This is a genomic window from Streptomyces sp. NPDC002676, from assembly GCF_053592455.1.
Map to the genome: position 1 here is coordinate 245,894 of NZ_JBSFVT010000011.1, position 25,273 is coordinate 271,166.

Below are 25,273 nucleotides of genomic sequence, written 5' to 3' on the forward strand. Positions count from 1 at the left end.
GGACGCGGCTGCCGGAGGTGGAGGCGCTGACCGAACTGGCGTACCCGGTGTGCTGGTTCCCCGTCCCGGCATGTACGGCGGTTTCCAGATCGAGCTGAGCGGCCGGGAACTGACCGTGGACAGCTGGATCCGCGTCGTCGGGGGCTCCGGGCGAACGGACGTCGTCACGGTCGACGGGGTGAACCTCCAGGAGGCGGGCAAGTGCAGCGGGCCCGGCTCACGACGGGGGAGGTCCGTCGGTCGGGGCCGGGGGCAGCGCGAGATGGGCCAGGTCGTCCGGCGGGGGAGTGGTGACCGGCCACAGGGGAGCCGCCCATCCGTCGGCCAGCGCGGCCGGGGCGTCGGTGAGGTTCATGCGCTCGCGGAGGCGGCCGTAGAAGTCCATCGGGCCCAGCCGGGCGGCCTTGAGCGGGCGTGGGGCCGCGTACACGCCGATCCAGTCCCCGGGGTCCAGCACCCCGCGCAACTGGCCGTCGATGCTCACGGCTGCCTGGCCCGAACGCTCCAGCACCCGTAGCCCGATGGGCTCGTCGGGAGCGGCTACGACCGAGCGGTTGAACGCCATGTGCGGGGCGACCGGCGTGAAGACGAGCCCCTCCGCGCGCGGCGAGACCACCGGACCGCCTGCCGCGAAGCTGTACGCCGTGGACCCCGTGGGTGTGGCCACCAGCAGCGCGTCGGCGGAGTACGACGCGAGCAGCCGGCCCGCGAGATAGACGCCGACGGACACCTGGCGGTTCCGGGCCAGCTTCTCCACGACGATGTCGTTCAGCGCCGTGACGTTCAGGGCGACGCCCCACTCGTCGCCCGTCTCGCACTCCGTGCGCACCCGGGGCGGCGGCAGCATCGGTCCGCGCCCGTACCGCAGCAGCGCCTCCATCTGCGCCGGCACCTCCAGCCGGCAGGAGGCGCGCATGGTCAGCAGCATCCGGTGCTCGACCGTGATCCGCCCGTCCCGTACGGCGTCCAGCGCCACGCGCACCGCCGAGGCCGGCATCTCCGTCAGAAAGCCGACCCGGCCGAGGTCGACGCCGAGGACCAGGGCGTCGTGCTCGGCCGCCAGCCGGGCACCGCGCAGAAAGGTGCCGTCGCCGCCGAGCGTCACGATCAGGTCCGGATCGCCCGCGGCCTCGACCTCCTCCAGGGCGCTGTGCCGGGCGCCCTCCTGCCATACGTCGATGTCGGTACATCCCACCGCGTGCTCCGCGCACCACTCGCGCACGGCCCGCGCGGCGGCCCCCGCCTCGGCCCGCCCACCGTGCACCACCAGGCCGACACGGTTCACCGCCATACCCGCCTCCGCCTCCCGACCGGCTGCTCCGCCCGCCATCCTCGCCGCGCGCCCCACTGCCCGGCACGCGCCACGCCGCCGGTTGCCGCGACCGGACGCGCCGGGATACCGGGGCACCTGTTGAGCCGGGCCCGACTCCTCAGGCGCCGCCACGGGCACCGGCCGAAGAAGCCGCCGACCGAAGGGTCGGCCGGACCGGTCTGGGGCTTCATGGCCCGCTGGGCCGCCGGTGGCGTGATCGGCCAGATCCGCGACCATCTTGCCGGGCGAATCCGGCGCGAGATGGGCAAAGACCCCCGGGCGGTGGCCACGATCATCGACTCCCAGCTACTGCCCCCTGGGCTCGCTTCCGGTATCTGCTCGACCTGATCCGGCTTCGTCACCCTTCTCACCGTCCATGGCGGGCAGTGCCCCAGAGCAGGTGGGGCGGCCGAACCTGCCACGGTCCGCAGGTGATAGCCGTGCATACGTCCCGACAGTGCCCCGCAGTCCGGCTACGGCGCCATCTCCTGCGGCGTCCGCGTCCACACGACGATCCGCTTCCCTCGTCGACGACGTCCTCGATGACCAGCGGGGTCAGCCCCGAAAACACCGTCTGAACAAGCTCGTTGACATCCTTCACGCGGACATCAACAACACCTCACGACGCTCCGTCACCACAAGAGGGACGCAGGATTAGCCGCCGTTCGCGCCAGCGTCACCTGCTTCGCCGGAGCCGCCCCCCTCGCATTGCCGGCGAGTAGTCACCCAGCACCGCCGCGTCCGCCGAGGCGCCACCGGCGAAGTCGGCGATCTTCAACGGCGGAACATCGCCCCACCACGCCCGCGCGTCACCGAACCCGTCCACCCACGTCAGGTGCTCCAATCGCAACCGTAAGTCCGTCCACGACGGGCGCCGCGCGGTGCGCTTGAACCAGTTGAACTCGCTCTTGCCTCCCACCCCACCGCTAGCAGCCCTTCCATCCGCGCCGCCCCGAACCGGGCCATCACCCGGGCGAAGATCTAGTCGTTGACCCGGTCGCGAATCGCAGTGGCCAGGTCGTTGTGCGTGCAGAACGCCGGCAGCTCGAACGAGCCCGCCACCAGCCGTTCGAACGCCATACGGCGACGCCATCGCGCGCGGTACGATGCCGCTCCGCCGTGCGTTGTTTGGAGACTTCCGTGTCAGCAAGCAAGCTCCGCTTATCAGGACTGTCCAGGTCCGATGCCCTCGAGCTGGGCGAGTTCGTCGACCGCGGGGCGATCGCGTTCCACCACGAGCCCGTGCCGGAGGGAAGCTTCGGTGATCTCGGCGTGGTGACCGTTGAGTTGGTCGCTTCCGCCATTGCGCTCAAGGGGATGGTCAGCTATCTGCTGTACCGACACCGGGGCAAGTCGTTCGAGCAGGTTGTTGAGATCGAGCATCCCGATGGCCGGATCGAGCGGAGGACCGTGAAGTGGCGGGACACGTCAAGCGAGCCCATCGATTCCGCGTTGGTGAAGGAGCTAGCCTCCGCCACCGGAATTCCCTGGGACAAGATGGTCGGTGACGAGAACTGAGCGAGCACTTCGCGTCGGCGCTGAGCGGGCGCAGCTTCATCAATCCCATCACCAACGAGACCGCCATCTCGTCCTTCCGGGCAGGCAAGCACGTCCAGGGCCTGATCCAGCGGCACATCTCGCCCGACTGCCTGCCGGCTTTCCTGCACGAGGCGACCCACCACTGGTGCTTCATGAACGCTGTCGGCGTGGCGGTGAGCCTGCTGCACCAGCGCGCGCTGACCGATGCGGCGGCTTACCGCGGCGGGCGTCGGGACAAGGATCTCGCGCGTCGGATCACCGGAGCCATGATGCGGTACGAGGCCTTCATCGCGCTCCAGCGCCCGCTCGCCGAGGGACTGGCGCTGTTTGCCGAGTTCGACCTGACGTCGCACGGCACGCTGCCCCGGCTGTGCCCGGTGTTGGCTCGGGTCGCCGACTACTTCGGCCCCGGCGTGATCGCGTCCTTCGAACCGGAGGAGCGCCGGGACGCGGTGACCCGCAATATGCTCGACTTCGTCCTCGGTTCGACGCGTCGGCAGCGGCAGGTCGTGACCCGCCGTTGCGATGTCCTCGTCCGGCCGACCGATCCCGAGGACGGCGGCTATCTGCCCGGCTATCTCCTGGTGAAAGCGCTGTGGAGCGCCAGCATGGGCGTCGACGCCCGCCTTGGTGACCCCGAGCTGTTCTTCTCGTACGCCATCGAGTACTTGTACACCGACCTCGGATTGATCGCCCATCTACTCGACGAGGACGACAGCCAACGCGCGGTCGACCAGATGATCGAGTACTTCGTGCGGCGGGTGATCGACTTCGGCCGCGCGGACCACGCCGCGAACCTCGATGAGTTCCTCGCGAGCAACCGGGACCGGAAGATGTACACGGAGTTCGACGCATGGGCGCGCCACGGCAACCGGCGGTGGGAAGTCGACGACGCCACCGCCGACCTGGGTGCGGACCGGCTCATCGCGCTGCACGACGAAACGCTTGAACGCGCTCCGGACGAGGACCTCGTCCGGAACGTCGCGCTGATGTTCCAGCGCACGGTGCTGTCACTCGGCCGCCACCCGGTCACGGTCGCCGTCGGCGAGGGCGACCGGTACACCGTCACCGAAGGCGAGCAGGTGGTCATGACCGGCACGTACGCGTTCGGACTGCCCATCGGGACGGTGGTTGATGGCCACGTCAACGTCTCCATCGACGCCCACAGTGGCTGTGCCGCGATCGAGCTGTCGATCGGCGACGACACGCCCGTGTACTGGTTCTCCGACGACGCGAGCGAAGACTGGCGGCACTCCTTCCACAGCACGCGGGCCGCCCTGTCCCGGGCGCAAGGTGAGGCCCAGGAACTGCTCACGCTGCTGCGCGACGTCGCCACGCAGGCGTCCGGCGTGATCTATCCCCTGGAGATCGCGCGGGATCGTGCCACCGGCGCCACCGAGGTGTTCACCCAGCTGGCGGCCGCGGTGCTCATCGCGGCGATGGAGCACCGCGCTCCCGACCTCGATGCGGTCGCCAAGTCCGTCGCGATCCTCACACCTGCCGGGCTGGCCGGCGTGTTCGACCGGATCCGCTACGTCCGCGCGCTGGCCTGGGGCGGTCTGGTCATGTCCATCGGTGCGCTGCCAGACCTGGACACCGCGCGCCGGCTGTTCGAGGAGGACCGCGACATCCACGGCGTCGCCGAGACGTTCGACGAAGCGATGGACCTGATCCGCCGCACCGGCGTCGACAAGCTCGGCAACCCGCTGTACACCGTTCGCGACGGAAGGCCACTGTTCATTCTGTAGGCCAGTCCAGGTCGAGCAAGGACCTGGTGTCGCCGAAACGAAACCCGGTCGCGGCGATGGCCTCCACTCGGTCGTCCAGCACCGCGTGATCCGACTGCCGGGCCAGCAGGCTGTGGATCCGGGGTGAACGCTCAGCTGCCTCGACCCCTTCCCCGATCGCGGAGGCCGCTCCCCTGATCACCCGGGTCAGGGCGTCTTTCAGCTCACTCTCACTCCCGCGCGGGCTCACGATCGTGGCGACACAACCGCCCTTCACACCGTCAACGGGGTCGGTGACCAACGTGATCCCGAGATCGGAGAGATCACCTCGCTGCCCATTGACCACCATGTGCGCGAAGGACGTCCAGTGCTTCACCATCTCCATGGGCAGATGCTCCTCGGCGCCCTCCCTCATCGCGGCCAACGTCGAGTCGAACGCGTTGCCGCAGCAGGCCAACAACAGGGACATCGACGACGTCATCCTGGCGTGGTAAAGCACAAAAGCAGGCAAACCAGGACGTAGCCGCCATTCGATCTCGTTGAGTCCACCGGGCCGCTCCCGCAACCACAGCGGCCCGGCGAATCGCTCAGTGGACGGCGGACCCGAGACGTGATCGGCGAACAGACGCACTGCAGCACCTTTCTAAGGATTTACCGGCATTGGGTGAGGTTCGTCATATCGGATCTTCGAATTTAGTGGAGGTGTGCTTCTCGTCGGCTATGGCGGGTGGTTGCAAACCATTGCGCATCGGCTCGTCAGCGCGCCTTTGGTGCGCGCCGGGGGCGTGAGGTGGCGACTTTGTGCGCCCTGCCAGCTGGCCATGGTGACGTGGCCCTCCACCCAAGACCCCCTGACCCACGCCGCCAATCCTGCGCCCTTGCTCGACAGTTGGCGCCCTTCGATCGGTTGGTGGCTGGTCAGCTCACTGCAGTGCATGGCGGTTGGCGAGTCCGTTCCCCGCTGGTTGGCGAGATTCGCCGCAAGGTGGTGACGCAGCGCTATGTTGCTCGGTCGTCGATGAGTCGAAGTGGCACGCTGTCACCTTGAACTGAAGGCCGGCCGCCCGGCGTGCAGGCTCCGCGCGCCGGGTGGCCGTTGAAACGAGGCCGAAGCCGGTCCAGAACGGCGCGGAGTGGGGTGTGGGGGCGTCGTGTGTGTGAATGACGCGGGCGAGCCAGGGGAGCACGGTGGCGACGAGGAGCGGCCCCAGCAGGGTGATCGGCTCCCATGTATCGGTGACCGCCTCATGGATGGCCCGGCGGGTCGCGGCCCGGGCGGCCTCCTCACCCCCTGCCCGGCGTTCCGTCACGGCCGCATTTGGCCGTACGCGCCGCCGCAGCACGCAGTTCCCGCAGTAACACCCGCCCGACATCCGGTAGTAGAGGCAGCAGCTGAGCCGGGCGAAGACCGCGCCCAGCCCTGGTGCCCTGGCGCCGAGCAGGACGCGCAGGGCGCCAGACCGGGTTCTTTCGGGCGTTCCTTCCGGGTGAGGAGCCGGAGCCTCCTTGGCAGTTGCGGGGTGCCGGACGGCGCGGCGAGGCTGCACCGTGCGCCTTCCCTGCGCCAACACTCCAACTCCTGCTGGTGCGGACGGAAATCAGGCCGTTCGGGTTCTCCTCCGTACGTCCTTTTCTGTGTACGCCGGGAGTCGTAGCAAGACCGCCCTGCAGGTGGATTCGCCCGCCCCCGCGGACGCGAAATGGTCGTTCCGTCCTGGAAGTTGACAGAAAGGAACGGCCATCGTGCGGATAGGACGCATCGCGCCCTTGCTCGCCGTGGGGATCACCGCAACGCTGATCCCCGCCCTAGCCCCGGCGCAGGCATCCGCGGCAGAACCGCTGCAGAGATTCGAGAACCAGAAGCCCGCGTGGCACCGGTGCGACGCATCGCAGCCCGCTGCGTTCCAGTGCGCAACGATCAAGGTTCCGCTCGACTACAGCCGCCCCGACTCCAAGACGATCAAGCTGGCCATCTCCCGCTTCAAGACCAGTGTCCCCGGCAAGCGGCACGGCGCGCTCCTCTTCAACCCGGGCGGTCCGGGCGGTTCGGGCCTGGACATGCCGGCCATGATGAAGGGCATAATGCCCAAGGAGGTCCGCGAGCAGTACGACCTCATCGGTTTCGACCCGCGCGGCGTGGGTCGCAGCAGCCCGCTCACGTGCGGTCTCACAAACACCGAGCAGAACTTCGAACACCCTTACAAGCCCGAGACGTTCAGCCATGACGTCAAGTGGGCCCGGACCGTCGCCGACAAGTGCCGCACCAGGAACGGCGACAGGCTTCCGTACATCACCACCCGCAACACCGCCCGCGACATGGACGTCATCCGCGCCGTTCTGGGCGAGAAGAAGATCTCCTACCTGGGCTACTCCTACGGCACATACCTGGGTGCCGTCTACTCCCAGATGTTCCCCTCGCGGACCGATCGCTTCGTGCTGGACAGCGCGGTCGACCCCGCGCGGGTCTGGCGCGGCATGATCCAGGTCTGGGCGGAGGGTACCCAGCCGGCGTTCACCCGCTGGACGAAGTGGACCGCGCAGCACCACCGCACCTACAAGCTCGGCGACTCCCCGGCCAAGGTGAAGAAGACGTTCTGGGACCTGATCGCCCGGGCCGACCGCACTCCCATCGACGTCGGTGGCGACAAGCTCACCGGGGACGACATCCGTGCCACCCTGCGCCCCGCGTTCTTCAGTCCCAAGTACGCGGCCCAGGCGGTCGCCGACCTCAAGAAGGCCGCCGACGGCCATAGGGTCTCCCGCCTGTCCCCCGGACCGGACGTTCAGCGGACGCCACGCCGCTTCGCGGCTTCCGGCGCGGCGGCGCCGGCCGACAACGAGACCGCCGTCTTCTGGACCGTGGTCTGCGGCGACACCGCCGCCTGGCCGCGCGACCCCGAGCAGTACCGGCGTGACGCGATCCGGGACAAGGCCAAGTACCCGCTCTACGGCGACTTCGGCTCCAACATCACGCCCTGCGCCTTCTGGGACAAGCCGGCCGAGCCGGTCACCGTGGTACACAACAAGGTCGGCCTGCTCACCGTGCAGAACCAGTGGGACTCCCAGACACCCCTGATCAGCGGCCTCGGCATGCACCACGCCCTGAAGGGCTCGCGCATGGTGTACGTCAAGGGCGGCGAGGGCCACGGCGTCTACTCCGGAAACCCGCGCGCCTGTGCCGACCGCACCGTCAACGCCTACCTGAGCAACGGAAAGCTTCCGGCGCACGATGTCACCTGCCAGGCGTCCGGGCGCCAGGGCCCCGGCGTGACCCAGCGCATCGTCCCGACGCCGCAGCACACACCGCAAGCGCCCCGCTTCTGACGCGCCTTCCCTAGCCCAGTAGTTGCTGCCGTACGGGTGGGGCCTCCTGAACCACATCAGGAGGCCTCACCTCGTTCCGCCACCGACGGGCGTCTCAGTCGTCGTGGAGGGTGAGGTCTCACGCGGCCGATCGCCCGGGCGCCCACGCCGAGAATCGACAGGCCCCCCGGGGCCGGGTGGCCGGACGTTGCTCACCGGGTCCAGGCCTGCCCCGCCGTCGCGTACGTGGTGGATGAAGCCGCTGCCGTCGAGGCCGGAGTAGCGGGCCAGGAATCGCGGGCCTTGCTGAACCAGCCGACCTCATTGGTCATTGGCCCGTGGTCGAGCCGTTTGTTGTTGATGACGGCGAGGAAGTGGCTCACCGAGCGGAGGCCGGGCTGGCTCCACACGAACTTCTTCACGGCGTCACCGTCGCCGTAGGTGGCGCGTTCGATCTGCTGCCCTTGGAAGGTGTCCGGGCTGAACAGGGCGCCGAACGCGGTGCCGAAGGGGGTCACGGCGGGGCCGGTGTGAGGATGAGGAGCCGGATGGTGGTTCCGGAGTTCGCCGACTCTTGCGGACCTTGACCATGTTCAGGAGCGGCCTCAGGTCGGCATGGCTGAACGGCGGGCCACGAGCAGCCGTTTGACGAACGTCGCCACGCCGGTGTCGAAATCCTTGAGTTCGTCCCGCGTATATCGGCAGTTCGATAGCTCCGGTGTTGGGGCGGGTTGACGGCAGGTCGGGTTGGTCATAGCCCGGTGGACGGAGTCAACTGGCTTGCTGCGACCTCTTCTTCAGCCTGGCGCAGGGGCGGGGCTTTCGCGAGTACCTGGCCGGACTGCTGGCGCCACGGGAGCGGAACAAGACCAACACCTGTCTAGCAGGGGCGGAGCCGGTGGCGGGTGCGGGGATGCCGGGGGTGCAGTTCTTCTTGTCCGACTCTCCCTGGGAGGTCGAGCAGGTCAGCGACCGGCGGCTTGAGCTGCTGCGCGAGCAGCGGGCGACGGCTGTGCAGGTCGGTGTGCGGCGCGTCCTGGCCGAGGTACTGCCGGAGCACAAGGACGACGAGATCCGCCGCCTCCAGGTCGAGGGCCGAATCATCGGCATGGTCGGCGACGGCATCAACGACGCCCCCGCTCTCGCCCAGGCCGACGTGAGTCTCGCGATCGCCACCGGCTCCGACGTCGCCATCGATGCTGCCGAAATCACCCTCATCTCCGGCTCGCTCGCGAGCGGCGTGACCGCGATCCGCCTGTCCCGCGCGACCATGCGCAACATCAAGCAGAACCTGTTCTTCGCCCTCGTCTACAACGCCGTCGGCATCCCGATCGCCGTCGGCGCCCTCTACCCGCTGTGGGGCATCCGCCTCAGCCCGATGATCGCCGCCGCGGCCATGGCCCTGTCCTCCTGTCCGTGGTCACCAACGCCTCCCGGTTGCACCGCTGGCGCCCCGAACCGCTGTCGGCCACCGAGGTGGTCGAGGTACAGCCGAGCGTCGACGCTGCCCCCGACCGTTAGGCCGCCCACCAGAACCGCCGAACTGGCAGCCGGTAACGGGGCCCATCGGCGTTTGCCCCAGCTGGTGTCACCGCGCGGCCAGCCGTACGGCCGTGACCTTGTGCTCGGGACGGGACATGACGGTGTCCGCGTGGACGGAGGTGAGACGGTTCAATCCGCTCGCGGGGAAGGGAAAGGAGTAGAAGACCTGGCCGGGGACCGTCTGTTCGCTGATCCGGGCGATGAGCCGGGCCTTGCCGTGTCGGCTCTCCACGGTGAGCTGTGCGCTGCGAGGCTGGCTCGCCCGTCCGGCGTGGCGAACCGTTTCTCGTACAGCTTGGCCTGACCCGGGCGGTCGGGGTGCGGGCAGCGCCACGGTACGGCGCCCTCCCGGTCCAGCCGTTGATGGGAAAGACCGGGCGGGGTGATCCGTCCGCACTCGGCGAGGACGTCGGCCGGAGTGGGGCAGAGCAGGTCGACGCGCATGGCCGCCGATCGGCGGTGACGAGGTCCAGGGGAGCGGACGGCGGCCGCGATGCCCGGGTTGGCCGTGCCGGAGCCGTGAGTGCCGGTGGCGCAGGCGCCCGCGACGGAGATGTGCCCCCAGTGGGCCGTTCGTCGAGACGGAAGGCTGGGCCGACCAGCAGATAGCGACCCTTCGCGCCGCCGGGTATGAGGCGGGGTGCGATTCACATCAGCGACAACGGATGCGGGATGACCGGCTGGTTCATCGTTGTCGGCCCGCACCGCGGGGAACTCTGTGACCGGGACTGTGCGGTCAACCCGCCCTTCGAGCCGTACGTTGATGCAAGGGGAAACCGCCACACCTACCGCCTGGACCGGCCAATGCATTGCCGACGACGACCACGCACGCTGCGAACCGACACCATGCTTACGACGGGTCGCTTGGCCAGGCCACAGCGACCCTTCCCTTGAAGGGACCTGCGCCCAACGCCAATCGGATCCCACTCATTGAGCAGATGCCGCAGGCCGTTCTCGGTACGGGGCCTCAAACGCGCACAGCACAAGGGTGGCAGGCTTGGCGATGCGAAGGGTCGTGGAAACCGAAGAGCGTCTTCAGCAGGTTATTCAGCGGTGTCGGGCTGTTCCTCAGCCTCAGGGGATGCCGAGGGTTCCGGCGTGTTGTGCGCGGTGTAGAAGACGGAGCGGCCCTGCTTGGTGCGTTGGGCCTTGTTCCTTGCCACAAGGTTTTCCAGAGTGGTGCGCACGACCGTCGCCTGGATGTCCCGGTCCGGGTGTGCCTGGCTGAGGGCTGCGGTGATTTCGGCTGCCGAGCGCGGTTCGCTCTGGTCGGCCAGATGCTGGTCGATGAGTGTCACCAGGGTGGGCTGAGCAGGTCGTCCGGACTGCGCTGCAGTCGCGGCCTTCTTACGAGGCCGCTTCGCAGCGTCGGGCTGCGCACCTGTGCCGTTCTTCGTCTGCTGGCGCCTGCCGGTGGCCGTGGTGGCCTTCTTCCGGGGCGAGGGCACCGTGGAGCCGGCCGGCTCAGCAGCCGGTGCAGTGTGGGCCGGGACGCCGAGTGCCTTTCGCATGGTGTCCAGGACGCTGTGGTCATGCTGCAGGACAGCCAGTTGCTGCTGCAGCGCGGCGATTTCAGCCGTGATGCGTTCCTGTTCCTTGGCGTTGCGTTCGAGGTCGCTGGTCACCTGGCTGATGTACTGCGATGTCAGTTCGGTGGCTGTGGCGTTGCTTCCAGACATCATGTCCTCCTGTATGGCCGAATTTTCCGGGTCCTGGTGGCTGGTGTATCAGGTCAGGTAGATCCTCCTGATAGGGAACGCGCGGAAGCTGAAGCAGTAACGCCTGGAGCAGTGATGGTACGGGTCGCAGGCCCTGTTTTGCTGTGGCAAGCCTGTCATGTGACCCTTTCGTTCCCGCTGCACCTCGCTAGAACCTCGGGCGCTCGTACAGGCATTCGTGGTCCAGGGGAGACCCGCCGACGCGTCCTGGGGCCACCACCGTGACGGCGGTGAGCGCCACGGCGGCGGCCACCGCCGCTGACACGGCTGTGGGTCCCATCAGCCGGTAGCCCGGCGGCCTCTCTCGGCACCCTGACGGTCGCTCCCACCTATCGCGGACCACGCCCAGCCCTAACCAGCAGTGGTTCGTCTTGAGTGAGACGCGGTGCGGCCCGGTCTCACTCAATCTGAGCTCTGTGGGTCCTGCGCTGCCTCGCGCTCAGCAGCGAACTCGTTGAGCAGCTCGAACAGAACCTTGATCGCATGCTGTTCGTCCTCTTGTTCAAGGTTCCAGATGTCGTCCCAGCCGTTCGGGAAAGCGATGTGGAGGACCTGGCCGGGCCAGGCGTGGTTGCAGTCGTCTCCGCGACGCGCGACGAGCCATTCGTGCCAGCCGTCGAGGCCGTCTCCGCCGTGGCGGGTGGCGTGCTGGTCATAGCCGGTCAGGAATGCGGTCAGCATGTGGAAGGAGCTCTTGCCGACGAACATGCCGGGACGTTGGCCGACGCTGGCGAAGTACTCGCGCTCAGTCATCTCCGAGAGGGATTTCATACGTCCCCGCCGCCGTGTTCGCCGGTGCCGTCGTCTCGTGGTGGACGAAGTCTGCTGCGGGCCGCTTCCAGGCGCTCGGCATGGTCCGCTGCAAAGATTCCGGGCAGCGACTTGTCGAGCGTTGCTGCAATGTGGTGTAGGGGCGCCCAGACCGCCGCATCGTCGATGAGACGACTGAGGTTTGTCATCTGCACCTGCTCCAGCCAGTCAGACAGGACAAGCGCCTCGACCGGGGTGAGTCTGATGAGGATCTCCGGATTCTCCACCGCTCGAACATAGTCCGTCGAAAATGCGTTGTCAGAGGTGCCTGGCACAGTGCCGCCGTGAACATTGATTCTTTCTGGGAGCTCATCGAGGAGTGCCGGCGTCAGGAGCGGGGGTCGGACGAACGGCTCGCGTGGCTGCGCGGTGAACTGTCGCGCTTCGCCTTGATGAGCGACGTGCAAGTCGCAGTGGGTGGCGACAGTCTTCTGCACCGGGTGTGGGGAGGACGGCTGCTGGTCGTGGGACTGTGTGGGGTGGTGTAGGGGGCGTTCTCCTGGTGCAGGTGGCTGTCGTTTCCCGCTGAGGGTCTGCGTCGCCGGCGGAGCCCACTTTGTCCTCGCGCCTGCATCGGATCGGCCGACCGAGGGGTCACGATGCCTTCAGGGCCGCTTGGCGCGGCTCGGAGCCACCAAGGACGGAGCCGAAGCCTTGCACGAGACCGTTGATCCGTACCCGACCGAGGTTGCACACGCCGCCAGCACCCTGTCCGAGAGGAACCGGCACAACACACCGCAGAACCGAGTGGTGATCGCTTTTCTCCTCTACGACGGGATGACCGGGCTCGACCTCCACGGACCGTGGGAGGCCATCAGCGTGGCAGCACGAATGTCGGGAGGCGACGTGACACGTCATCTGGTAGCGGCGACGCGCGATCACGTGACCACCGACGCGGGCATGCTGCTGCAGCCGACGGCGACACTTGCCGACGTGCCGGCCCCGGACATCCTCATCGTCCCCGGCACCGGGACACCGCACGTACCGATGTCGGACCGGCGGATCACCGACTGGGTACGGACTGCCGACCGGACGTCCACCTACACCGCCTCGGTGTGCACGGGCGCACTCGTTCTCGGCATGGCCGGGCTACTGCGCGGTCGCCGTGCGACCACCCACTGGGCCTTCCGGGACTACCTGCGGTGGGCCGGCGCCAGCGCCATGGAGGACCGCTGGGTGCAGGACGGCAAACTCCTCACCTCGGCGGGCATCTCTGCGGGCATCGACCTCGCACTCGTCCTGGTGGACAAGCTGTGGGGCCGCGATGTGGTCGCCCGTACGCAGGCGGTCATGCAGTACGAACCGCAGCCGCCCTTCGACTTCGGCTCCGGGGACAAGCTGCCGCCGCAGGTGCTGCACCAGATGCAGCAGGGCATGACCTACGAGCAGCAACTGATCCGGAGCGCGCTGACGTCAGCCCACGCGAACTGACGCCCCGCCCACACGCGCCGTCCGATCACAGGAGGGAGCCGGGGTGCACTCCATGCAGAGCACATGAGGCCCAGCGCCGATCACCGGGAAGAATCCTCCGTTGCGCTAGCCGCTTGATCAACCCCCGAAGGACTTCGGGGTCGACCACTCAGTACTCAAGCAGTGCTGCGTGCCCAGGCTGGGCTGCACTCCACGATCTCTCGTGCTGCACGCAGTCTGCTCGGGTGGTCATCCAGCAGTCTGGTGGTGATCAGGATCGCTTGGATGATGCCGATGCCTTCGTCTTTCAGATGTTGCTGAACGGCGTCCATGCCGACGTTTGTGGCCAGTAGCCTTCTGCATTCATCGATCTGATCGCCGATCTGTTGCGCGCGTTCAGGGGTCAGTCCTTGAACGCTGGCAAGGAGTTCTTCCGCGGTGTGGCTTGGCATGTCCGGGATTCTCTCAGTGGCTCAGCGCCGTTCGCAGGAGGTTTTTCTCCGGCTCGCCCGGTCACGCTCGGCTGCGAATCTGCATCCCGGTGCTACTCGGTGATGGGCTGTCACCCGATGGGATGGCTGCCCGGGAGCGGTGTTCCCTGCGCGGGACCGGTTGTCGTACGGTCTCAACTGCGTCGTACGGTCTCAACTGCGTGTTCCGCAGATGGGGGAGTGGGGCGGGCCGGTTCGGGAGAGGGGACGGCATCGGGGTGGGCGCGGATGAGGAGTGGAGCGAGCATGCGGCGTGCCGTGCGGCCGATCCGGACGAGCTGTTCGTCGAAGGAGCCGCGCAGCACGGAGCGAAGGCCGTGTGCACGGGCTGCGTGGTGCGGACCGAGTGCCTTGCCTACGCCCTCGACAACCGGATCGAGCACGGGATCTGGGGCGGGATGACGGAGCGGGAACGGCGGGCTCTGCTGCGACGCCGGCCGACGGTGAGCTCCTGGCGCAGGCTGCTGGAGGCGGCGCGTGCGGAGCATGACCGGTCGGCCCGCCCGGGCGACGACGGGCTCTCGGACGCAACGGGCTGAGTCTGCGGTCCGCTGTCAGCGGCCGGTCTTTCTGCGCGGCGAGTAGGGCTGTGAGCTGGGATTGTGCAGATGGACTGGTTGGCCGACCGTTCTTGATGACCCAACGAAGGTGAGCCGACGAGTAGCTGAGTGTCCCTCTGGCCTGGGGTTCTTCCGGTTGAGGAGGCTGGCGGCGCAGGTTCACCGGATATTGCGCAGTTCCAGTGGTTGGCGACACCTGGCATCTGCCATTGGACCGCCCTGCTCTGACGGGACGGCAGGGAATGGGGCGACCTCTGCCGCTGCGCCCTGCTGTGGGCCGTCCCCACCCCAGGGCAGGGCCGGGCAGCACGGCGGGGTCGTTCGGCCGTCGCAGCGCAAGCGGCGGCGATCCAGACGGTGCTCTGCGTCCCGTATCGGATCGGCGCGCTGCAGGGTGCTCATACGGCACGTTGCACAACGCGATCGTGTGGGCATCTCGACGCCCGCCCCGCCAGGCGAGCAGCGTGGGCGCAGTTGGCCCCAACTCGCCACCGTGATCTCATGATCGGCCGAGGGTGCCGGTTACGGACCTGGTGGACCCTGACCGCAGCAGGCGTGGCCGTCGGCCAGCGGCCCCAGCTTGCCGCCTGCCTCGCCGCCGCCCTGAACACCCGTGTCCTTCGTGACCCGAGGAGGGGAAAGGGCTGGTCAGAAGTAGGCGACGTGTGGCCCGAGCCCTACTCCCGTTCCCCGATCGCGCACTCCAAGGACGGAGTGGAGATGAAGCTGAACGTTGTTTGCGCCGGCGCCGTCACCCTGTCCGGCGCCCGCGGTGCTGTCAGGACCAAGTGGACCATGGCCCTGCAGGTCACCGGCATCGGCTGGCCCAGTCCCACCGCCGGGACATGCAGGGCCACACGGGCTGCATGTCCCAGCGGAAGTGTCCGGAGGTTTCCCAACGACCTTTGAAGCAGAGCCGGTTACCGGGGAAGTTCGGCGGCGTGATGGATGCCGGGTCGGTCCGAGCCGTGGTTGGCGTTGGTGACCGGTGCGAGAACTCGGTCGACGTCGATGTCGTCGTTGTCCCCCTCCGCGAGCAGTGCGGCATCCAGGTGGTCGAGCCGGAAGGACTGCCGGCCGAGGGATGGCGCGCCTTGGAGAACCACTGAGGGCACGTACGTTCCGGCTTCCGGCCGCACCGTGATCCGGACCCGCGCCGTCGCCCGCACGGCCAACCGCGAGCTGATGGCCCAGCTCGACCGCGGACGCGAAACGCCCCCGCCTCCGGGATGGAAGCCCCGGCATCGCGTCGTCGAGCGACGGATCCCGGTCGGCGGTCTTCCCGTACAGCATCGTCTCCTACAGCCGCCGCCCCAGCAGGTGGACGCCGGCCTCCCGGAACTCGGCGGTGACGAAGCCGAAGACCTCGTCGTCGGGCGCCGTCCAGCCGAAGTTGCCGTCCGGGCCGACGATATAGCCGTCGAGCGAGACGCTCATCGAATAGGTCACGCTGCGCATGGGACGCCCTCCTCGGTGACGGCCTCGACGGTACGGCCGCTGGGCCGCATCGAGCCTCGGGAACCGAGCACCGCGCGGATCCGTTCCGCGGTTCCGCGCGGGCGGAAGACATATCCGTTGTGGCCGCCGGGAAACGTCTCCAGGCGCGTCCCCAGTTCGCCGGCGAGCATCGCGGCGCACGTGTGCGGCCAGACGTGGCCCGAGTTCTCACCGGCGGCGGGCACGACACGGGCGGGTGAGCCCTTGAGCGCGGCCACGTCGAGGACGTGCGCCCTGATGGCCGGCATGTCGTGCGTGAGGAGAACCTCCGCGTTGCGCAGGTGATCGGGTCCCGGAGCGCGTGCCGGGACGTCCGGCTCGCAGTCGTTCGGGTCGATGTCGATGTCGGCCGCGAACCTGCGCATCGCGGGGGCCGCGCCCTGCGCCCTGAAGGTCTCCTCGACGGTGAGCAGCTGCCCGAGGGCGAGGGCGCGCCCGGGTTCCGGCAGCAGGTGTGTGACGGGCGGTTCGTGCGCGACGACCGCCGCGACCTGCCCGGGGTGCCTGACGGTCAGCTCCAGCGAGATCAGGGCGCCGATGCTGGTGCCGTAGACGAGTGCGGGTTCCGGGGTGAGGGCGCAGAGCAGGCGGGAGACGTCGTCGGCGTGCGTGGCGAGCGTCGTCGCGGGGGCGTGGGTGGTGCTCCCCGACATGCCGCGCCGGTCGTAGGCGAGGACGGTGTACCGGTCGGCGAGGTGGCGCGCGAGCGGTTCGTTCGCGTCGACACCGTGGTGGCCCCCGGCGACGAGCAGGAGCAAGGGGCCCTCGCCGCGGACGGTGTAGCGCAGGCGCGCGCCCGGCACTTCCAGCACGGATTCCCTCATGATGCGACCACCGATCTTCTCGTCGGACAGGCCTTGGACGGCCATGTGCCGATCGTGCCGCCGCCGGCCGGCACCGCGGAAGCGGAGCGCTTTTCCTAGGACCGGGGGTCCCAGGATGCGCTTTCACGACACCGATATCCTGAGAAGGACATGACACTGAACCGTCCCGACCTCGCCGATTTCCTGCGCCGGTCCCGGGAGCGGCTGACGCCGCGCGACGTCGGGCTCGTCGAAAGGCCGAGGCGGCGGACCCCGGGCCTGCGTCGCGAGGAGGTCGCGATGCTCGCCGGGATGTCGGCCGACTACTACATGCGGCTCGAACAGGCTCGCGGCTCCCAGCCCTCGGTCCAGGTGCTCGCCGCGCTGACCGGCGCGCTGCGGCTGACCGAGGACGAGCGGGACCACCTGTACCTGCTCGCCGGGCACCGCCCGCCGGAGGGCGCGCGGGCCGGGGAGTACCTGCGGCCGGGTCTGCGGTACCTCCTCGACCGCCTGGACGGCGTGCCCGTGCAGGTGGTGAGCGATCTGGGCGACCTGCTGGCGCAGAACGACCTGGCGCTCGCGCTGTTCGGGTGCGTGTGCACGGTCGCCGAGGAGGACCGCAACATCGTGCTGAGCTGGTTCACCGACCCCGGCGTCCGCGGTCACTTCGCGGTCGAGGAACACGAGGTGCAGGCCCGGCAGTTGGTCGCCGACCTGCGGGCCGCGACGACCCGTCGCGGTGACGACGCGGCGTCCCGCTCGCTTGTGACGCGGCTCCGGGGCGTGAGCCCAGAATTCACGGCGTTGTGGGACCGGCACGAGGTCGCGGTGCGCAGGTCGCACCCGTACCGGCTCGTGCATCCCGACCTGGGCAGGATCGACCTGGACTGCGAGGTGCTGGCGACGCCCGCGGCGGACCAGCGCCTGCGGATCTTCACCCCTCCGCCCGGTGGCACCACGGTGCTGGACGAGTTGCGCGTGCTCGGCCCGCAGCACCGGCACGACACCACGCGGCGGGCGTGACAGCACCGTAGGTCCCGGGACCGCCTGTGCCGGTTGCGGGTCACTTGTGGCGTTTGCCGAGGACGCAGAACTCGTCGTCTTCGGGGTCGGCGAGGACGCCCCACGGCTGGCTGCCCTGACCGCACTCCCGAGCGTCACCGATCGCCGCTCGTTCTCCGGCTCCACCACCACCCAGGTCGAACCCCTGACCCTCAACGTCCTGGCCACGATCGTGCGCGAGGCCGTCGAAGTCCGCCGCGACATGGACGTCCTCTGGCAAGCGATCGCACGTGAACCCACCGAACGGCAAGCCTTCATCGACCGGCTGAACAACCGGACATGAGCCCGATCATCGCAGCCGGTGAATCTCGCGCGGGCTTCGTGCACCACACCTGTTGCACCCGCTACGGTCCTCCTGACCGTTTCTGAGCTGCGTAAAGCCGAACCGCACGCTCGTGGCGCTCCGGGGGAACTGCGGGGACTTCGACTGTTCCGGTGAGGACGTCGAACGCGACTGGGTGGCGCGCACGGGCTGCTGGAGCCGGGTGAGGCGCGTACTGCTCACCGACGACCAGGTCCAGCGCCTGGTCATCGCCGCTGTCGGCCTGTACGTCGACCGCGACGTCCTTGCCGAACAGCAACGCCGCGCCCTGTCCGACTTTCTTGCAGGCTGGGGCGCGGCGGGCGGGACGTCTGCGTGAGCGGGCCCGAGAGGGGGAGGGCGGCGGCCGGCTACCCGGAGGCGTTTCGCTGCTGGCGCGCCCTGCCGACGTGTTCAGGGCCCACTGGAGCACCCGCCGGGGGGCGCGCTCGCAGGGCACGAGATACCGGCCGGTGAGCGGGTTCCGGCGGGCACCGACGCGGGCGAGCGTGTCCTGCGGGGAGAGTGGCGCCCACTGCCGGATCGCTGCGACACAGTCGCCGCCGACCACCAGCGTCGCGCCAGATCGGCGAGCTGGTCAGCAACGGGGTTCGTCAGGGAGGATACGGACACGAGCACGACTCCTCGAAGATCATCCGGTCTGGAGAACTGGAAGATCATCAGAACTGGGGCCGTGCCCCTGATCCCCGCTCCACAGTCAACGGGAAGCCCATTGAGAACGAGGCAGTTTGGATTCATCCTCGCTTTCGCCGTCACACTCCTCGCCTCATTCATCGGCTACCAGGTCAATGGCGGACATCCGAGCATCCCGTTTGCACTCTCAGGAGCAGCTGCGGGCACGGCCATCTCCTTCGCGACACGCCTCATCCGAGGCAAATGAAAGCTGGCTGTTACGGCCTGCAGTGATGCTGTGACTGGGCAGCGACAACCTGCAGGCCGCCCACTCCGCCAAAGACATGGTCGCCCGTCAGACCCTGAATGACCGCCGGCCCCGGCAAGGAGCCGGACCCACCAAAACCATGTCTTCGCCGTCTACGGCATCTGATCAACCACTACGACGTCGGACACAACGGAACAACGCCGGGGCCGTGACCGTAGCCAGGGATGATCGGCGACAGTCGCAAACCCAGGGCTCCTGACGTCTGAGTCAGGAGCCCTGAGCTGCTCGGGGATCAGAGCAGGAACTTATCGGCTGACGAATACGCGATTCCTGATTGCGTGAGGTCGTCAGTTCGATGGCCCTTCTAACCCTGCGCTGCCACTGTCGTCGACATCTTCACGATGACCCGCTGATTGCTCTCTTCGAAAACCGGCAATTGCACGAGGCCGGTTCCAATATTGTTGAACGGAATTCTGATGTCTACACTGCCAAGGTTATCGTCGGGGCCGAAGGTGTCCTGTTCGCCAACGTGGCCGGTGATCTGCAGGAATTCTCCGTCGAAAATGTCCAATTCGGCGGAGCTCTCCACGATGAACGCTGTTCCTTCTACGATGTCCTGGGCGTTGTCGCCTGACCTGTCGAACAGGTTGAACGACGCCAGGGGAACGACTTCCCCGATGTCGGGGTTGAAGGCGAGGCGTGCGACATCGAAACGGCCAAAGACTTCAAGCTCGTTTCCGGGGTCGTCCCCCGTGTTGTCGTTGAGGAGGTTGTGCAGCTTTACGACGACTTTCTTGAAAGCCATTTTCTTCACCTTATCTCGATCGAAGTCGATGCTTTGCCTAGCCACCCACAGGGGTGGATGGGCTGCCGATCGGCGCTATGTGCCTTCGACAGTGGGACTCATGTCCCCTGAAACGCGCCACCCTGGCTTTTCTGGATGGTGCGGGCGGGCCACTTGGTCTGCGTGAACCCGTGCTTCAAGTAGGCCTTAGGCGAGCAGCCCCGTCATGCGACTGAATCTCGGGACTTGACAGGCCGCCTGTCCATCCGGGAGGGGGGAGGGCCTCGGCTGCCCCGATGACGCTGCCCGCTTGGCCGGGCCGCGCCCTGGTCGTCATGGGCGGCACCGCCAGGCAGACGCGGGGCCCCTGAAGAAGAACGAGGGCGAGCAGGTCGAGTACGACGTCACCCAAGGGGCCCAAGGGGCCGCAGGCGGAGAACGTCGCCGGGATCAGCTGACCAGCGACTGGCCCCGTCCTGCCGGCCGGAGCCGGCAGGACGCTCTCGCGAGCGCCCGCCATCCCCGCGCCCGGACGGGATCGCTCAGCGTTCAATTCGCCTGCAGGGCTGTGCTGCTGCAGTCAGGGCACACCGGAACCCCTTCTGCAGCGGTCCGCCTGCCGAATCCGTACGGTCGAGGGGGCAGGCAGCCGGGTCCGGCCTCGTCAGCGGGCCGTTGTGCAGGGCCCGTGTCCGCAGCCCATGTTCTGCCGCTTGGCCGCGCTCTTGGCGAGGAGGTCTCGCGTCCAGGGACATTCCGCCAACCAGGCCGGGTGAATGCGGGAGGTGCTCAGCTGCGGAGCCAGCCGTCGGCGTCGTCAGCGGCATCAGATCACAACCCCGGACAGCACCTCGTCCCCCTCGAACTCGGCGGCGCGCCGCGCGACCCTGGCAACCTGTGGCCCGAGCCCTACTCCGGCTCCCGGACCGCGCACTCCAAGGAGGCAGTGGAGACGAAGCTGAAGAACGCCGTCTACGCCGGCAGCATCACCCTGTCCGCCGTCCCCAGCGCCATCAAGACCAGCTGGACCACGGCCCTGCAGGTCACCGGCATCGGCTGACCCTGTCCGCCGCCGCGACATCCAGGCCCCTGCGGGCTGCATGTCCCAGCAGAGGTGTCCGGAGGTTTCCCAACGACCTTTGAAGCAAGGCCGGTTACCGGGGAAGTCCGGCGGCGTGATGGATGCCGGCCCCCGGCACCGGCTGGGTGACCTTCATGAGTACCGGCACTCCGGACTCACGCACTCCCAGGCAGGTCGCCGGCGCCTGGGGCGGTTGTACTGCCACGAGGCGGCGTCTGGGCTCGACTGGCGTTGCCTCGAAACCGGCACTTCGCAACTGGCGAAGCCCCTCGCCCAGTTCACGGCGCCGGATCCGGCGTCTGCCACGCCGCCATCTGCTCTCGGAACTTCGGGCATCTGACGATGTCCTCTTCGCTGCATTTGAGGGCATGGGTCAGGAGCTGATGGGCGTGGTCGAGATCGACCAAGCGCTGCTCGATCTCGGTGATCTTGGCGCGGATCATCGCCTCTCTGCGTGGCTGCTCCCGCTGGAACTCGCTGATCTCGGCCAGGGTCAGCCCAGCTTGCTGACACTTGCGCAGCACCGTGATCCGCTCGGCGGCTTCCGGCGGATAGCGCCGCTGGCCGCTCTCACGCTCGGGCGCCGGCAGCAGGCCGTGGCGCTCCCAGTATCGGATGGCCGAAGCGGGCACTCCGGTGATCTCGGCGAGTCGGCCGATCGTCATGCGCACGTTCCGCTCCTCCTGCCCCTTGTCGATCCTGGCATTTGACTTAAACCTTAGTTCAAGTTGAAGAGTGGTCGGCACGTGGACAGCGGCGAACGAGCGGCCGCTGGCAGCACACTTGGAGATGCCGCTATGAGCGACACATACGTACGGAAAGAGCGGGCCGACCAGCTGGTGGAAGCCGCGGAGAAGCTCTTCGTGGCCGGGGTGATGTCCCACTCCGGGCACGCCAACCTGAGCGCCAGGCTTGACGGTGAGCGCCTTCTGCTGACGCCGGGATTCGTCCGCGGCCTGCGGCCCGAACAACTGGCAACCGTCGGTTTCGACGGGCAGGTCCTGGAAGGCGAGCTGCAGTCCGTCAGCGCCGAGATCATCGCCATGCACAGCGCCGTGTACAAGGCCCGCCCCCACGTGGGCGCGATCATCCACACCCACTCACCGTCCGCGACCGCCTTCGCCGTGGCCCACCGGCCGCTGCCCTGCCGCACGGAGCCGATGCTGCGCTTCGGACAGGCCGAGGAGGTCCCCGTGGTTCCCTGGGGACCTCGCGGATCGGACGTGTCGGTGCGCGGTATCGCCGACGTGCTGGAACGGTGCCCGACAACGGCCGCGGTTCTTCTGGCCAACCACGGCCTCTTGGTGTTCGGCCCGGATTCGGCGGCCACCGCCCACCTCGTGGTGGCGATCGAGGAGAGCGCCGAAGCCGAGATCGCTGCCGCGGCGATCGGCGGCGCTGTGGACTTCCCCCCAGGCGCCCAGGAGGCCGTGCGTGCCGCGATCGCGCGGGTCAGGTCATGACGGACGACACCCTCGCCTCCCGTACGGAGGCCATACGCGACCGTTACCGCTCCACCCTCGGAACCGTCCCCGGCGGGGTGCAAGAGAGGCTGCGCCTGGCCCAGGAGTTCGGCCGACTGCCGACCGAAGAGGCGATCGCGGCACTGCGCCACATCGTGCTGACCGACAATCCGCTGGGAGCGCGAGTGCAGCAGCTCGTCCACTTCGGGCAGCTGCTGGCCCTTGGCCGGGCACACCCCGCCCGGATCCACGCCCAGGGCGCGCTCCACGCCGGAGCCGGCATCGCCGACCTCATCGGCGTCGCCGAGACCGCGCTCATCACCGCGGGCGTGCCGGCGTACGCACTCGGCACCGAGATCATCGCCGAACTCCTGCCGCACGGAGACGACGGCGAAGAGCGGCCATCGGATCCTGCGGGCGGCCCGGGCCGACTCTGAGACAGAAGTCCAACTCGGCCCCGGCCCCGCCGCATCGCCGGCGGGAATGACGGACAGTTGTTCCACGAGCTCGGGCTACAGTGTCGAGGCTCTTCCTGGGCCCTCGGAGGTGCCCCTCGCGTTCGTAGAACTGTCGGGTGGCGGTGTAGTTGATGGCGCATCGGTCGGCCTGTGTTGCGGGGTGGGGAGTCCGATGCCGCGACCTGGCCCTCCAGGTTTCGTTGCCCGCGTTGTACGAACAGGTCGACTGTCGCACTGCTGTCCGGTGCTGGCGGACGGGCCTGCGTGTCAAGCTACGGGGTCCGTCCGCGATGCTGTGCGTGGCGATCATGTGGACGTGTGGCTTCCGTCTGGGTGGGTGCGTACTGTGTCCGTTGTTGATCATCGATCGGGCCGTTGAGCGGGCCCGGAGTAGGGGGAGTCCAGTGAAGAAGTTCATCGGTGCAGTGCTGGCTGCCGCATTCGCTGTTACCGCGCTCGTTGCTGTGGGGACGGCTGTCACGGGCAGCGGGACCAGCGTGCAGGCCGGTACCATCACCAACCGTCCGTAGCCAGGGGACGCGCAGGCGCTGGTTCAGGCGCATGACAGCGGGGTCGGGCAGGATCGCTCCTGCCTGACCCCGCTGTCCTTTCGTACGCTGTTAGGTCCATCGCATGCCGATGTCGGCCGCCGACCGGCTGTGAACCAGCGGCCGTCCATGCGGCCGTGCCATGCTGATCACGACATCGGGCAGCACGCGCACGGGGAGGGTTCAGTGGCTGCCAGGTACTACTGCGCCCTCAGCGAGAACGGCGACCACGTCGACGACCCGTCCGAGGAGGCGCTGTTCATACTGATCAGCGACCTGAACGACTCCGACAACACCTTCGTCGTCGTTCAGCCGGACCAAGACGACCCCGTCTGGTTCGCCTCAGTCGCCGTCGCGGACGAGGGCGGATACGAGAACGTCCGCCGCGACACCACCCGCCGGGAAACGACGTGACCCTCGAGATCAGTACAGACCGCATGGCGGGCGACCTCACCAAATGGCTGGCCGCCCGCGCTTCCTGGAAAACGGTGTGAGTGGGTGGTGTGGTGGCAGCGCTTGGTTGTCAGCGGGTGGGGACGGTTCCTGACGGGACGGTCAGGTTGTGCCATGTGTGTCCGCAGGTGCCCTTGCAGTACGTGTGCCTGCGGCGGGTGTCGGCGATGGCGAACGCGGAGACGAGGACACGGAATGCCTTGATGTGCTCGCCGGCGGGCAGGCCTGCGAACCCGTAGCGGAACCGATGCCTGGACTACTGCGCCGAGGGAGCGCGCTGTGCGGTGAGCACGGGCTGGTAGTACCCGCTGGAGGCCGGACTGTGCCAGGTGATGTTGGTGAAGCCGGCTTCAGTCACGAACTCTGTCAGCTGCGGGCGCGTCAGCGCCCAGTAGGTGCTCCGGCGGACTCGGACATGCCAGGTGTTCTCCGCGGGGGTGAGCTGGAAGTGCTCCAGGTCGTAGCGCTCGCCGTCCTCATGCCAGTGCCACAGCTGGAAGGTGACCACGTGGCCGTCCTGTGTTTCCGAGACCTGGGGAGGTGTCGCCGTGGGTCTGGTCCGGCGCGTCTCGTCATAGGCCCGGACAGTGATCACCAAAAGTCCGTCGTCTCGGAGCACCCGTCTCATGCCGAGGAGTGCCGCCCGGAGATCTCGCCCGGAGAGCAGGTGCGGGAGCGAGTTGTCCGCGCAGAGCACGACGTCGAATGACGTCTCTGTGAACGGCAGTTGGCGCATGTCAGCCGCAGCGGCCGGAAGCCGGCTGCCCCGGGCCGCCGCCTCGGCGGCGGCGCGCGCGGCGGCGACCGGGCTCAGGTCGCTGCCGACGACCTGGTGCCCGGCCAGGGCCAGCCCGATGGCCTGGGTGCCGATCCCGCACGAGCAGTCCAGGACGGTGTGCGGTCCCGCGCCGAGAAATTGACGGACGAGCCCGCCCAGTACCTCGGCCTGGTAGGCCATGCTCGCGTCCCAGTCCCGGAACATCAGGTGGTAGTCGTGGGCCAACTCGTCGTAGAAATCCCGCACGGAGAGCTCGGACATGTATCCCACCGTAGTGCGTGGCCGCCAGGGAGGACGGGCAGTTCAGGCGGCGGCTGCCTGACTTCGGCCGCCCCGGCGGATGCCCTCTCGCTGCGGATACGGGCGCGTTCGCGACGTTGGGCGGCCGGCACGTCGGGGTGGCGGGTGTTCGCGTTCCGCCAGCGGAGGTAGGCATGGAGGGCTCGGGTCTGGGCGGTGAGGTTGCGGTGGTTGGAGTTGGCGATGGTGAACTGTCGCAACGGTCCGAAGTGGGCCTCGATGGTCGGGTGGCCCGGAAGGGTCTCACCTCCGGGCCACCCGACGACCTCTTCCCCCACACTCCCCCCAACTCAACTCAGCCCGCGATCAGCTGGGTAGGAAAAGGCGCATTGTGAGACGCCATCCGCTTATCGATCACGGGGCTGGCCCGGTCGAACAGGGTTCCTGATCGGGTGATCGCGCGAGGGCCAGCGCATGGCAGCAGGGCCT

The 25,273-nt window shown here is 68.2% G+C and carries 29 protein-coding genes and 5 pseudogenes; 16 read left to right on the forward strand and 18 right to left on the reverse strand.

Features of this window, described 5'->3' with window-relative positions; genetic code table 11:
- Positions 1–217 precede the first annotated feature (217 nt).
- Positions 218–1,291 (reverse strand): NAD(+)/NADH kinase, encoded by a 1,074-nt coding sequence (locus ACWD3E_RS28065; RefSeq protein WP_451390340.1) that lies wholly within the window; start codon positions 1,289–1,291, stop codon positions 218–220.
- A gap of 198 nt (positions 1,292–1,489) precedes the next feature.
- Here ACWD3E_RS28065 and ACWD3E_RS28070 point away from each other — a divergent pair.
- The 3 genes and pseudogenes from ACWD3E_RS28070 to ACWD3E_RS28080 form a co-directional block, all read left to right on the forward strand.
- Positions 1,490–1,618 (forward strand): annotated as a pseudogene (locus ACWD3E_RS28070) (IS5-like element IS4811 family transposase); the annotation flags it as partial.
- Positions 1,619–2,452: 834 nt separating this feature from the next.
- A complete protein-coding gene (locus tag ACWD3E_RS28075) occupies positions 2,453–2,830 on the forward strand; it encodes a hypothetical protein (RefSeq protein WP_451390341.1) in 378 nt (125 codons plus the stop codon).
- A 173-nt stretch (positions 2,831–3,003) separates the two neighbouring features.
- Positions 3,004–4,599, forward strand: a complete 1,596-nt coding sequence (locus ACWD3E_RS28080) for a hypothetical protein (protein WP_451390342.1) — start codon at positions 3,004–3,006, stop codon at positions 4,597–4,599.
- Here the strand turns inward: ACWD3E_RS28080 and ACWD3E_RS28085 are convergent.
- Both ACWD3E_RS28085 and ACWD3E_RS28090 read right to left on the reverse strand, forming a co-directional pair.
- On the reverse strand, positions 4,589–5,209 hold the full coding sequence (locus ACWD3E_RS28085) for a hypothetical protein (protein WP_451390343.1): 621 nt from the start codon (positions 5,207–5,209) through the stop codon (positions 4,589–4,591). The two genes, ACWD3E_RS28080 and ACWD3E_RS28085, sit on opposite strands and share 11 nt — an antisense overlap.
- A gap of 292 nt (positions 5,210–5,501) precedes the next feature.
- Complete coding sequence (locus ACWD3E_RS28090; RefSeq protein WP_451390344.1) at positions 5,502–6,149, reverse strand: (2Fe-2S)-binding protein; 648 nt, start codon at positions 6,147–6,149, stop codon at positions 5,502–5,504.
- Positions 6,150–6,321: 172 nt separating this feature from the next.
- On the opposite strand from ACWD3E_RS28090, the gene ACWD3E_RS28095 reads away from it, so the two are divergent.
- On the forward strand, positions 6,322–7,902 hold the full coding sequence (locus tag ACWD3E_RS28095) for an alpha/beta hydrolase (protein WP_451390345.1): 1,581 nt from the start codon (positions 6,322–6,324) through the stop codon (positions 7,900–7,902).
- A 191-nt stretch (positions 7,903–8,093) separates the two neighbouring features.
- On the opposite strand, the gene ACWD3E_RS28100 is transcribed toward ACWD3E_RS28095, so the two are convergent.
- Together ACWD3E_RS28100 and ACWD3E_RS28105 are read right to left on the reverse strand one after the other, a co-directional pair.
- Entirely contained in the window at positions 8,094–8,399 is a 306-nt protein-coding gene (locus ACWD3E_RS28100; protein ID WP_451390346.1) for a hypothetical protein, read from the reverse strand.
- A gap of 87 nt (positions 8,400–8,486) precedes the next feature.
- Positions 8,487–8,636, reverse strand: a complete 150-nt coding sequence (locus ACWD3E_RS28105; protein ID WP_451390347.1) for a hypothetical protein — start codon at positions 8,634–8,636, stop codon at positions 8,487–8,489.
- A gap of 158 nt (positions 8,637–8,794) precedes the next feature.
- On the opposite strand from ACWD3E_RS28105, the pseudogene ACWD3E_RS28110 reads away from it, so the two are divergent.
- Positions 8,795–9,175, forward strand: a pseudogene (locus ACWD3E_RS28110) (HAD-IC family P-type ATPase); the annotation flags it as partial.
- A 294-nt stretch (positions 9,176–9,469) separates the two neighbouring features.
- On the opposite strand, the gene ACWD3E_RS28115 reads toward ACWD3E_RS28110, so the two are convergent.
- From ACWD3E_RS28115 to ACWD3E_RS28130, 4 genes are all read right to left on the reverse strand, one after another.
- Entirely contained in the window at positions 9,470–9,820 is a 351-nt protein-coding gene (locus ACWD3E_RS28115) for a molybdopterin dinucleotide binding domain-containing protein (RefSeq protein WP_451390375.1), read from the reverse strand.
- Between the two features lie 646 nt (positions 9,821–10,466).
- Positions 10,467–11,102 (reverse strand): hypothetical protein, encoded by a 636-nt coding sequence (locus ACWD3E_RS28120; protein WP_451390348.1) that lies wholly within the window; start codon positions 11,100–11,102, stop codon positions 10,467–10,469.
- A 441-nt stretch (positions 11,103–11,543) separates the two neighbouring features.
- Positions 11,544–11,894 (reverse strand): hypothetical protein, encoded by a 351-nt coding sequence (locus ACWD3E_RS28125; protein WP_451390349.1) that lies wholly within the window; start codon positions 11,892–11,894, stop codon positions 11,544–11,546.
- Positions 11,895–11,908: 14 nt separating this feature from the next.
- On the reverse strand, positions 11,909–12,178 hold the full coding sequence (locus tag ACWD3E_RS28130; RefSeq protein ID WP_451390350.1) for a hypothetical protein: 270 nt from the start codon (positions 12,176–12,178) through the stop codon (positions 11,909–11,911).
- A gap of 57 nt (positions 12,179–12,235) precedes the next feature.
- Here ACWD3E_RS28130 and ACWD3E_RS28135 point away from each other — a divergent pair, with 57 nt between their 5' ends.
- The gene (locus ACWD3E_RS28135; RefSeq protein WP_451390351.1) at positions 12,236–12,439 is read left to right on the forward strand and encodes a hypothetical protein; all 204 of its coding nucleotides are present in this window, start codon (positions 12,236–12,238) and stop codon (positions 12,437–12,439) included.
- Positions 12,440–12,605: 166 nt separating this feature from the next.
- Entirely contained in the window at positions 12,606–13,382 is a 777-nt protein-coding gene (locus tag ACWD3E_RS28140) for a DJ-1/PfpI family protein (protein WP_451390352.1), read from the forward strand.
- A 155-nt stretch (positions 13,383–13,537) separates the two neighbouring features.
- Here the strand turns inward: ACWD3E_RS28140 and ACWD3E_RS28145 are convergent, their stop codons facing one another.
- Entirely contained in the window at positions 13,538–13,813 is a 276-nt protein-coding gene (locus tag ACWD3E_RS28145; RefSeq protein WP_451390353.1) for a hypothetical protein, read from the reverse strand.
- A 257-nt stretch (positions 13,814–14,070) separates the two neighbouring features.
- On the opposite strand from ACWD3E_RS28145, the gene ACWD3E_RS28150 reads away from it, so the two are divergent.
- Positions 14,071–14,391: a WhiB family transcriptional regulator gene (locus ACWD3E_RS28150; protein ID WP_451390354.1), complete on the forward strand. Its 321-nt coding sequence runs from the start codon at positions 14,071–14,073 to the stop codon at positions 14,389–14,391.
- A gap of 941 nt (positions 14,392–15,332) precedes the next feature.
- On the opposite strand, the gene ACWD3E_RS28155 is transcribed toward ACWD3E_RS28150, so the two are convergent.
- The 3 genes and pseudogenes from ACWD3E_RS28155 to ACWD3E_RS28165 all read right to left on the reverse strand — a co-directional run bounded on the left by ACWD3E_RS28155 (position 15,333) and on the right by ACWD3E_RS28165 (position 16,778).
- Positions 15,333–15,527 carry a hypothetical protein gene (locus ACWD3E_RS28155; RefSeq protein WP_451390355.1) on the reverse strand — a complete coding sequence of 65 codons (195 nt, stop codon included), beginning with the start codon at positions 15,525–15,527 and terminating at the stop codon, positions 15,333–15,335.
- A 187-nt stretch (positions 15,528–15,714) separates the two neighbouring features.
- Positions 15,715–15,870, reverse strand: a pseudogene (locus ACWD3E_RS28160) (dihydrofolate reductase family protein); the annotation flags it as partial.
- Complete coding sequence (locus tag ACWD3E_RS28165) at positions 15,858–16,778, reverse strand: alpha/beta fold hydrolase (protein WP_451390356.1); 921 nt, start codon at positions 16,776–16,778, stop codon at positions 15,858–15,860. The gene ACWD3E_RS28165 and the pseudogene ACWD3E_RS28160, both read right to left, overlap by 13 nt.
- Before the next feature lie 105 nt (positions 16,779–16,883).
- Here ACWD3E_RS28165 and ACWD3E_RS28170 point away from each other — a divergent pair, with 105 nt between their 5' ends.
- From ACWD3E_RS28170 to ACWD3E_RS28180, 3 genes are all read left to right on the forward strand, one after another.
- The gene (locus tag ACWD3E_RS28170; protein WP_451390357.1) at positions 16,884–17,738 is read left to right on the forward strand and encodes a helix-turn-helix transcriptional regulator; all 855 of its coding nucleotides are present in this window, start codon (positions 16,884–16,886) and stop codon (positions 17,736–17,738) included.
- A gap of 46 nt (positions 17,739–17,784) precedes the next feature.
- Positions 17,785–18,060, forward strand: coding sequence for a hypothetical protein (locus tag ACWD3E_RS28175; RefSeq protein WP_451390358.1), 276 nt, complete (start codon positions 17,785–17,787; stop codon positions 18,058–18,060).
- 112 nt (positions 18,061–18,172) lie between these two features.
- Positions 18,173–18,418 (forward strand): hypothetical protein, encoded by a 246-nt coding sequence (locus ACWD3E_RS28180; protein ID WP_451390359.1) that lies wholly within the window; start codon positions 18,173–18,175, stop codon positions 18,416–18,418.
- 925 nt (positions 18,419–19,343) lie between these two features.
- Here the strand turns inward: ACWD3E_RS28180 and ACWD3E_RS28185 are convergent.
- Positions 19,344–19,784, reverse strand: a complete 441-nt coding sequence (locus ACWD3E_RS28185; protein WP_451390360.1) for a hypothetical protein — start codon at positions 19,782–19,784, stop codon at positions 19,344–19,346.
- A 751-nt stretch (positions 19,785–20,535) separates the two neighbouring features.
- Here ACWD3E_RS28185 and ACWD3E_RS28190 point away from each other — a divergent pair.
- The gene (locus ACWD3E_RS28190; RefSeq protein ID WP_451390361.1) at positions 20,536–20,823 is read left to right on the forward strand and encodes a hypothetical protein; all 288 of its coding nucleotides are present in this window, start codon (positions 20,536–20,538) and stop codon (positions 20,821–20,823) included.
- 299 nt (positions 20,824–21,122) lie between these two features.
- Here ACWD3E_RS28190 and ACWD3E_RS28195 read toward each other — a convergent pair whose 3' ends face one another.
- A complete protein-coding gene (locus tag ACWD3E_RS28195) occupies positions 21,123–21,509 on the reverse strand; it encodes a MerR family transcriptional regulator (protein WP_451390376.1) in 387 nt (128 codons plus the stop codon).
- A gap of 132 nt (positions 21,510–21,641) precedes the next feature.
- Here ACWD3E_RS28195 and ACWD3E_RS28200 point away from each other — a divergent pair, with 132 nt between their 5' ends.
- The 4 genes and pseudogenes from ACWD3E_RS28200 to ACWD3E_RS28215 all read left to right on the forward strand — a co-directional run bounded on the left by ACWD3E_RS28200 (position 21,642) and on the right by ACWD3E_RS28215 (position 23,807).
- The gene (locus ACWD3E_RS28200) at positions 21,642–22,307 is read left to right on the forward strand and encodes a class II aldolase/adducin family protein (protein ID WP_451390362.1); all 666 of its coding nucleotides are present in this window, start codon (positions 21,642–21,644) and stop codon (positions 22,305–22,307) included.
- Entirely contained in the window at positions 22,304–22,744 is a 441-nt protein-coding gene (locus ACWD3E_RS28205; protein WP_451390363.1) for a carboxymuconolactone decarboxylase family protein, read from the forward strand. The genes ACWD3E_RS28200 and ACWD3E_RS28205 overlap by 4 nt, the downstream gene beginning before the upstream one ends.
- 425 nt (positions 22,745–23,169) lie before the next feature.
- Positions 23,170–23,295 (forward strand): hypothetical protein, encoded by a 126-nt coding sequence (locus tag ACWD3E_RS28210; RefSeq protein WP_451390364.1) that lies wholly within the window; start codon positions 23,170–23,172, stop codon positions 23,293–23,295.
- Positions 23,296–23,442: 147 nt separating this feature from the next.
- Positions 23,443–23,807, forward strand: a pseudogene (locus ACWD3E_RS28215) (hypothetical protein).
- Positions 23,808–23,836: 29 nt separating this feature from the next.
- Here ACWD3E_RS28215 and ACWD3E_RS28220 read toward each other — a convergent pair.
- From ACWD3E_RS28220 to ACWD3E_RS28230, 3 genes and pseudogenes are all read right to left on the reverse strand, one after another.
- A complete protein-coding gene (locus ACWD3E_RS28220) occupies positions 23,837–23,989 on the reverse strand; it encodes a DUF5958 family protein (RefSeq protein ID WP_451390377.1) in 153 nt (50 codons plus the stop codon).
- A gap of 33 nt (positions 23,990–24,022) precedes the next feature.
- A complete protein-coding gene (locus ACWD3E_RS28225; RefSeq protein WP_451390365.1) occupies positions 24,023–24,805 on the reverse strand; it encodes a class I SAM-dependent methyltransferase in 783 nt (260 codons plus the stop codon).
- Positions 24,806–24,847: 42 nt separating this feature from the next.
- A pseudogene (locus ACWD3E_RS28230) lies at positions 24,848–25,065 on the reverse strand (IS630 family transposase); the annotation flags it as partial.
- Between the last annotated feature and the right edge of the window lie 208 nt (positions 25,066–25,273).

What these genes read in the sequence shown, in the direction of transcription:
- ACWD3E_RS28065 (WP_451390340.1), bottom strand. Translation starts at nt 1,291, where the DNA reads ATGGCGGTGAACCGTGTCGGCCTGGTGGTGCACGGTGGGCGGGCCGAG.
- ACWD3E_RS28080 (WP_451390342.1), top strand. Translation starts at nt 3,004, where the DNA reads ATGAACGCTGTCGGCGTGGCGGTGAGCCTGCTGCACCAGCGCGCGCTG.
- ACWD3E_RS28105 (WP_451390347.1), bottom strand. Translation starts at nt 8,636, where the DNA reads ATGACCAACCCGACCTGCCGTCAACCCGCCCCAACACCGGAGCTATCG.
- ACWD3E_RS28120 (WP_451390348.1), bottom strand. Translation starts at nt 11,102, where the DNA reads ATGTCTGGAAGCAACGCCACAGCCACCGAACTGACATCGCAGTACATC.
- ACWD3E_RS28125 (WP_451390349.1), bottom strand. Translation starts at nt 11,894, where the DNA reads ATGACTGAGCGCGAGTACTTCGCCAGCGTCGGCCAACGTCCCGGCATG.
- ACWD3E_RS28145 (WP_451390353.1), bottom strand. Translation starts at nt 13,813, where the DNA reads ATGCCAAGCCACACCGCGGAAGAACTCCTTGCCAGCGTTCAAGGACTG.
- ACWD3E_RS28165 (WP_451390356.1), bottom strand. Translation starts at nt 16,778, where the DNA reads ATGGCCGTCCAAGGCCTGTCCGACGAGAAGATCGGTGGTCGCATCATG.
- ACWD3E_RS28170 (WP_451390357.1), top strand. Translation starts at nt 16,884, where the DNA reads ATGACACTGAACCGTCCCGACCTCGCCGATTTCCTGCGCCGGTCCCGG.
- ACWD3E_RS28185 (WP_451390360.1), bottom strand. Translation starts at nt 19,784, where the DNA reads ATGGCTTTCAAGAAAGTCGTCGTAAAGCTGCACAACCTCCTCAACGAC.
- ACWD3E_RS28195 (WP_451390376.1), bottom strand. Translation starts at nt 21,509, where the DNA reads ATGACGATCGGCCGACTCGCCGAGATCACCGGAGTGCCCGCTTCGGCC.
- ACWD3E_RS28200 (WP_451390362.1), top strand. Translation starts at nt 21,642, where the DNA reads ATGAGCGACACATACGTACGGAAAGAGCGGGCCGACCAGCTGGTGGAA.
- ACWD3E_RS28205 (WP_451390363.1), top strand. Translation starts at nt 22,304, where the DNA reads ATGACGGACGACACCCTCGCCTCCCGTACGGAGGCCATACGCGACCGT.
- ACWD3E_RS28225 (WP_451390365.1), bottom strand. Translation starts at nt 24,805, where the DNA reads ATGTCCGAGCTCTCCGTGCGGGATTTCTACGACGAGTTGGCCCACGAC.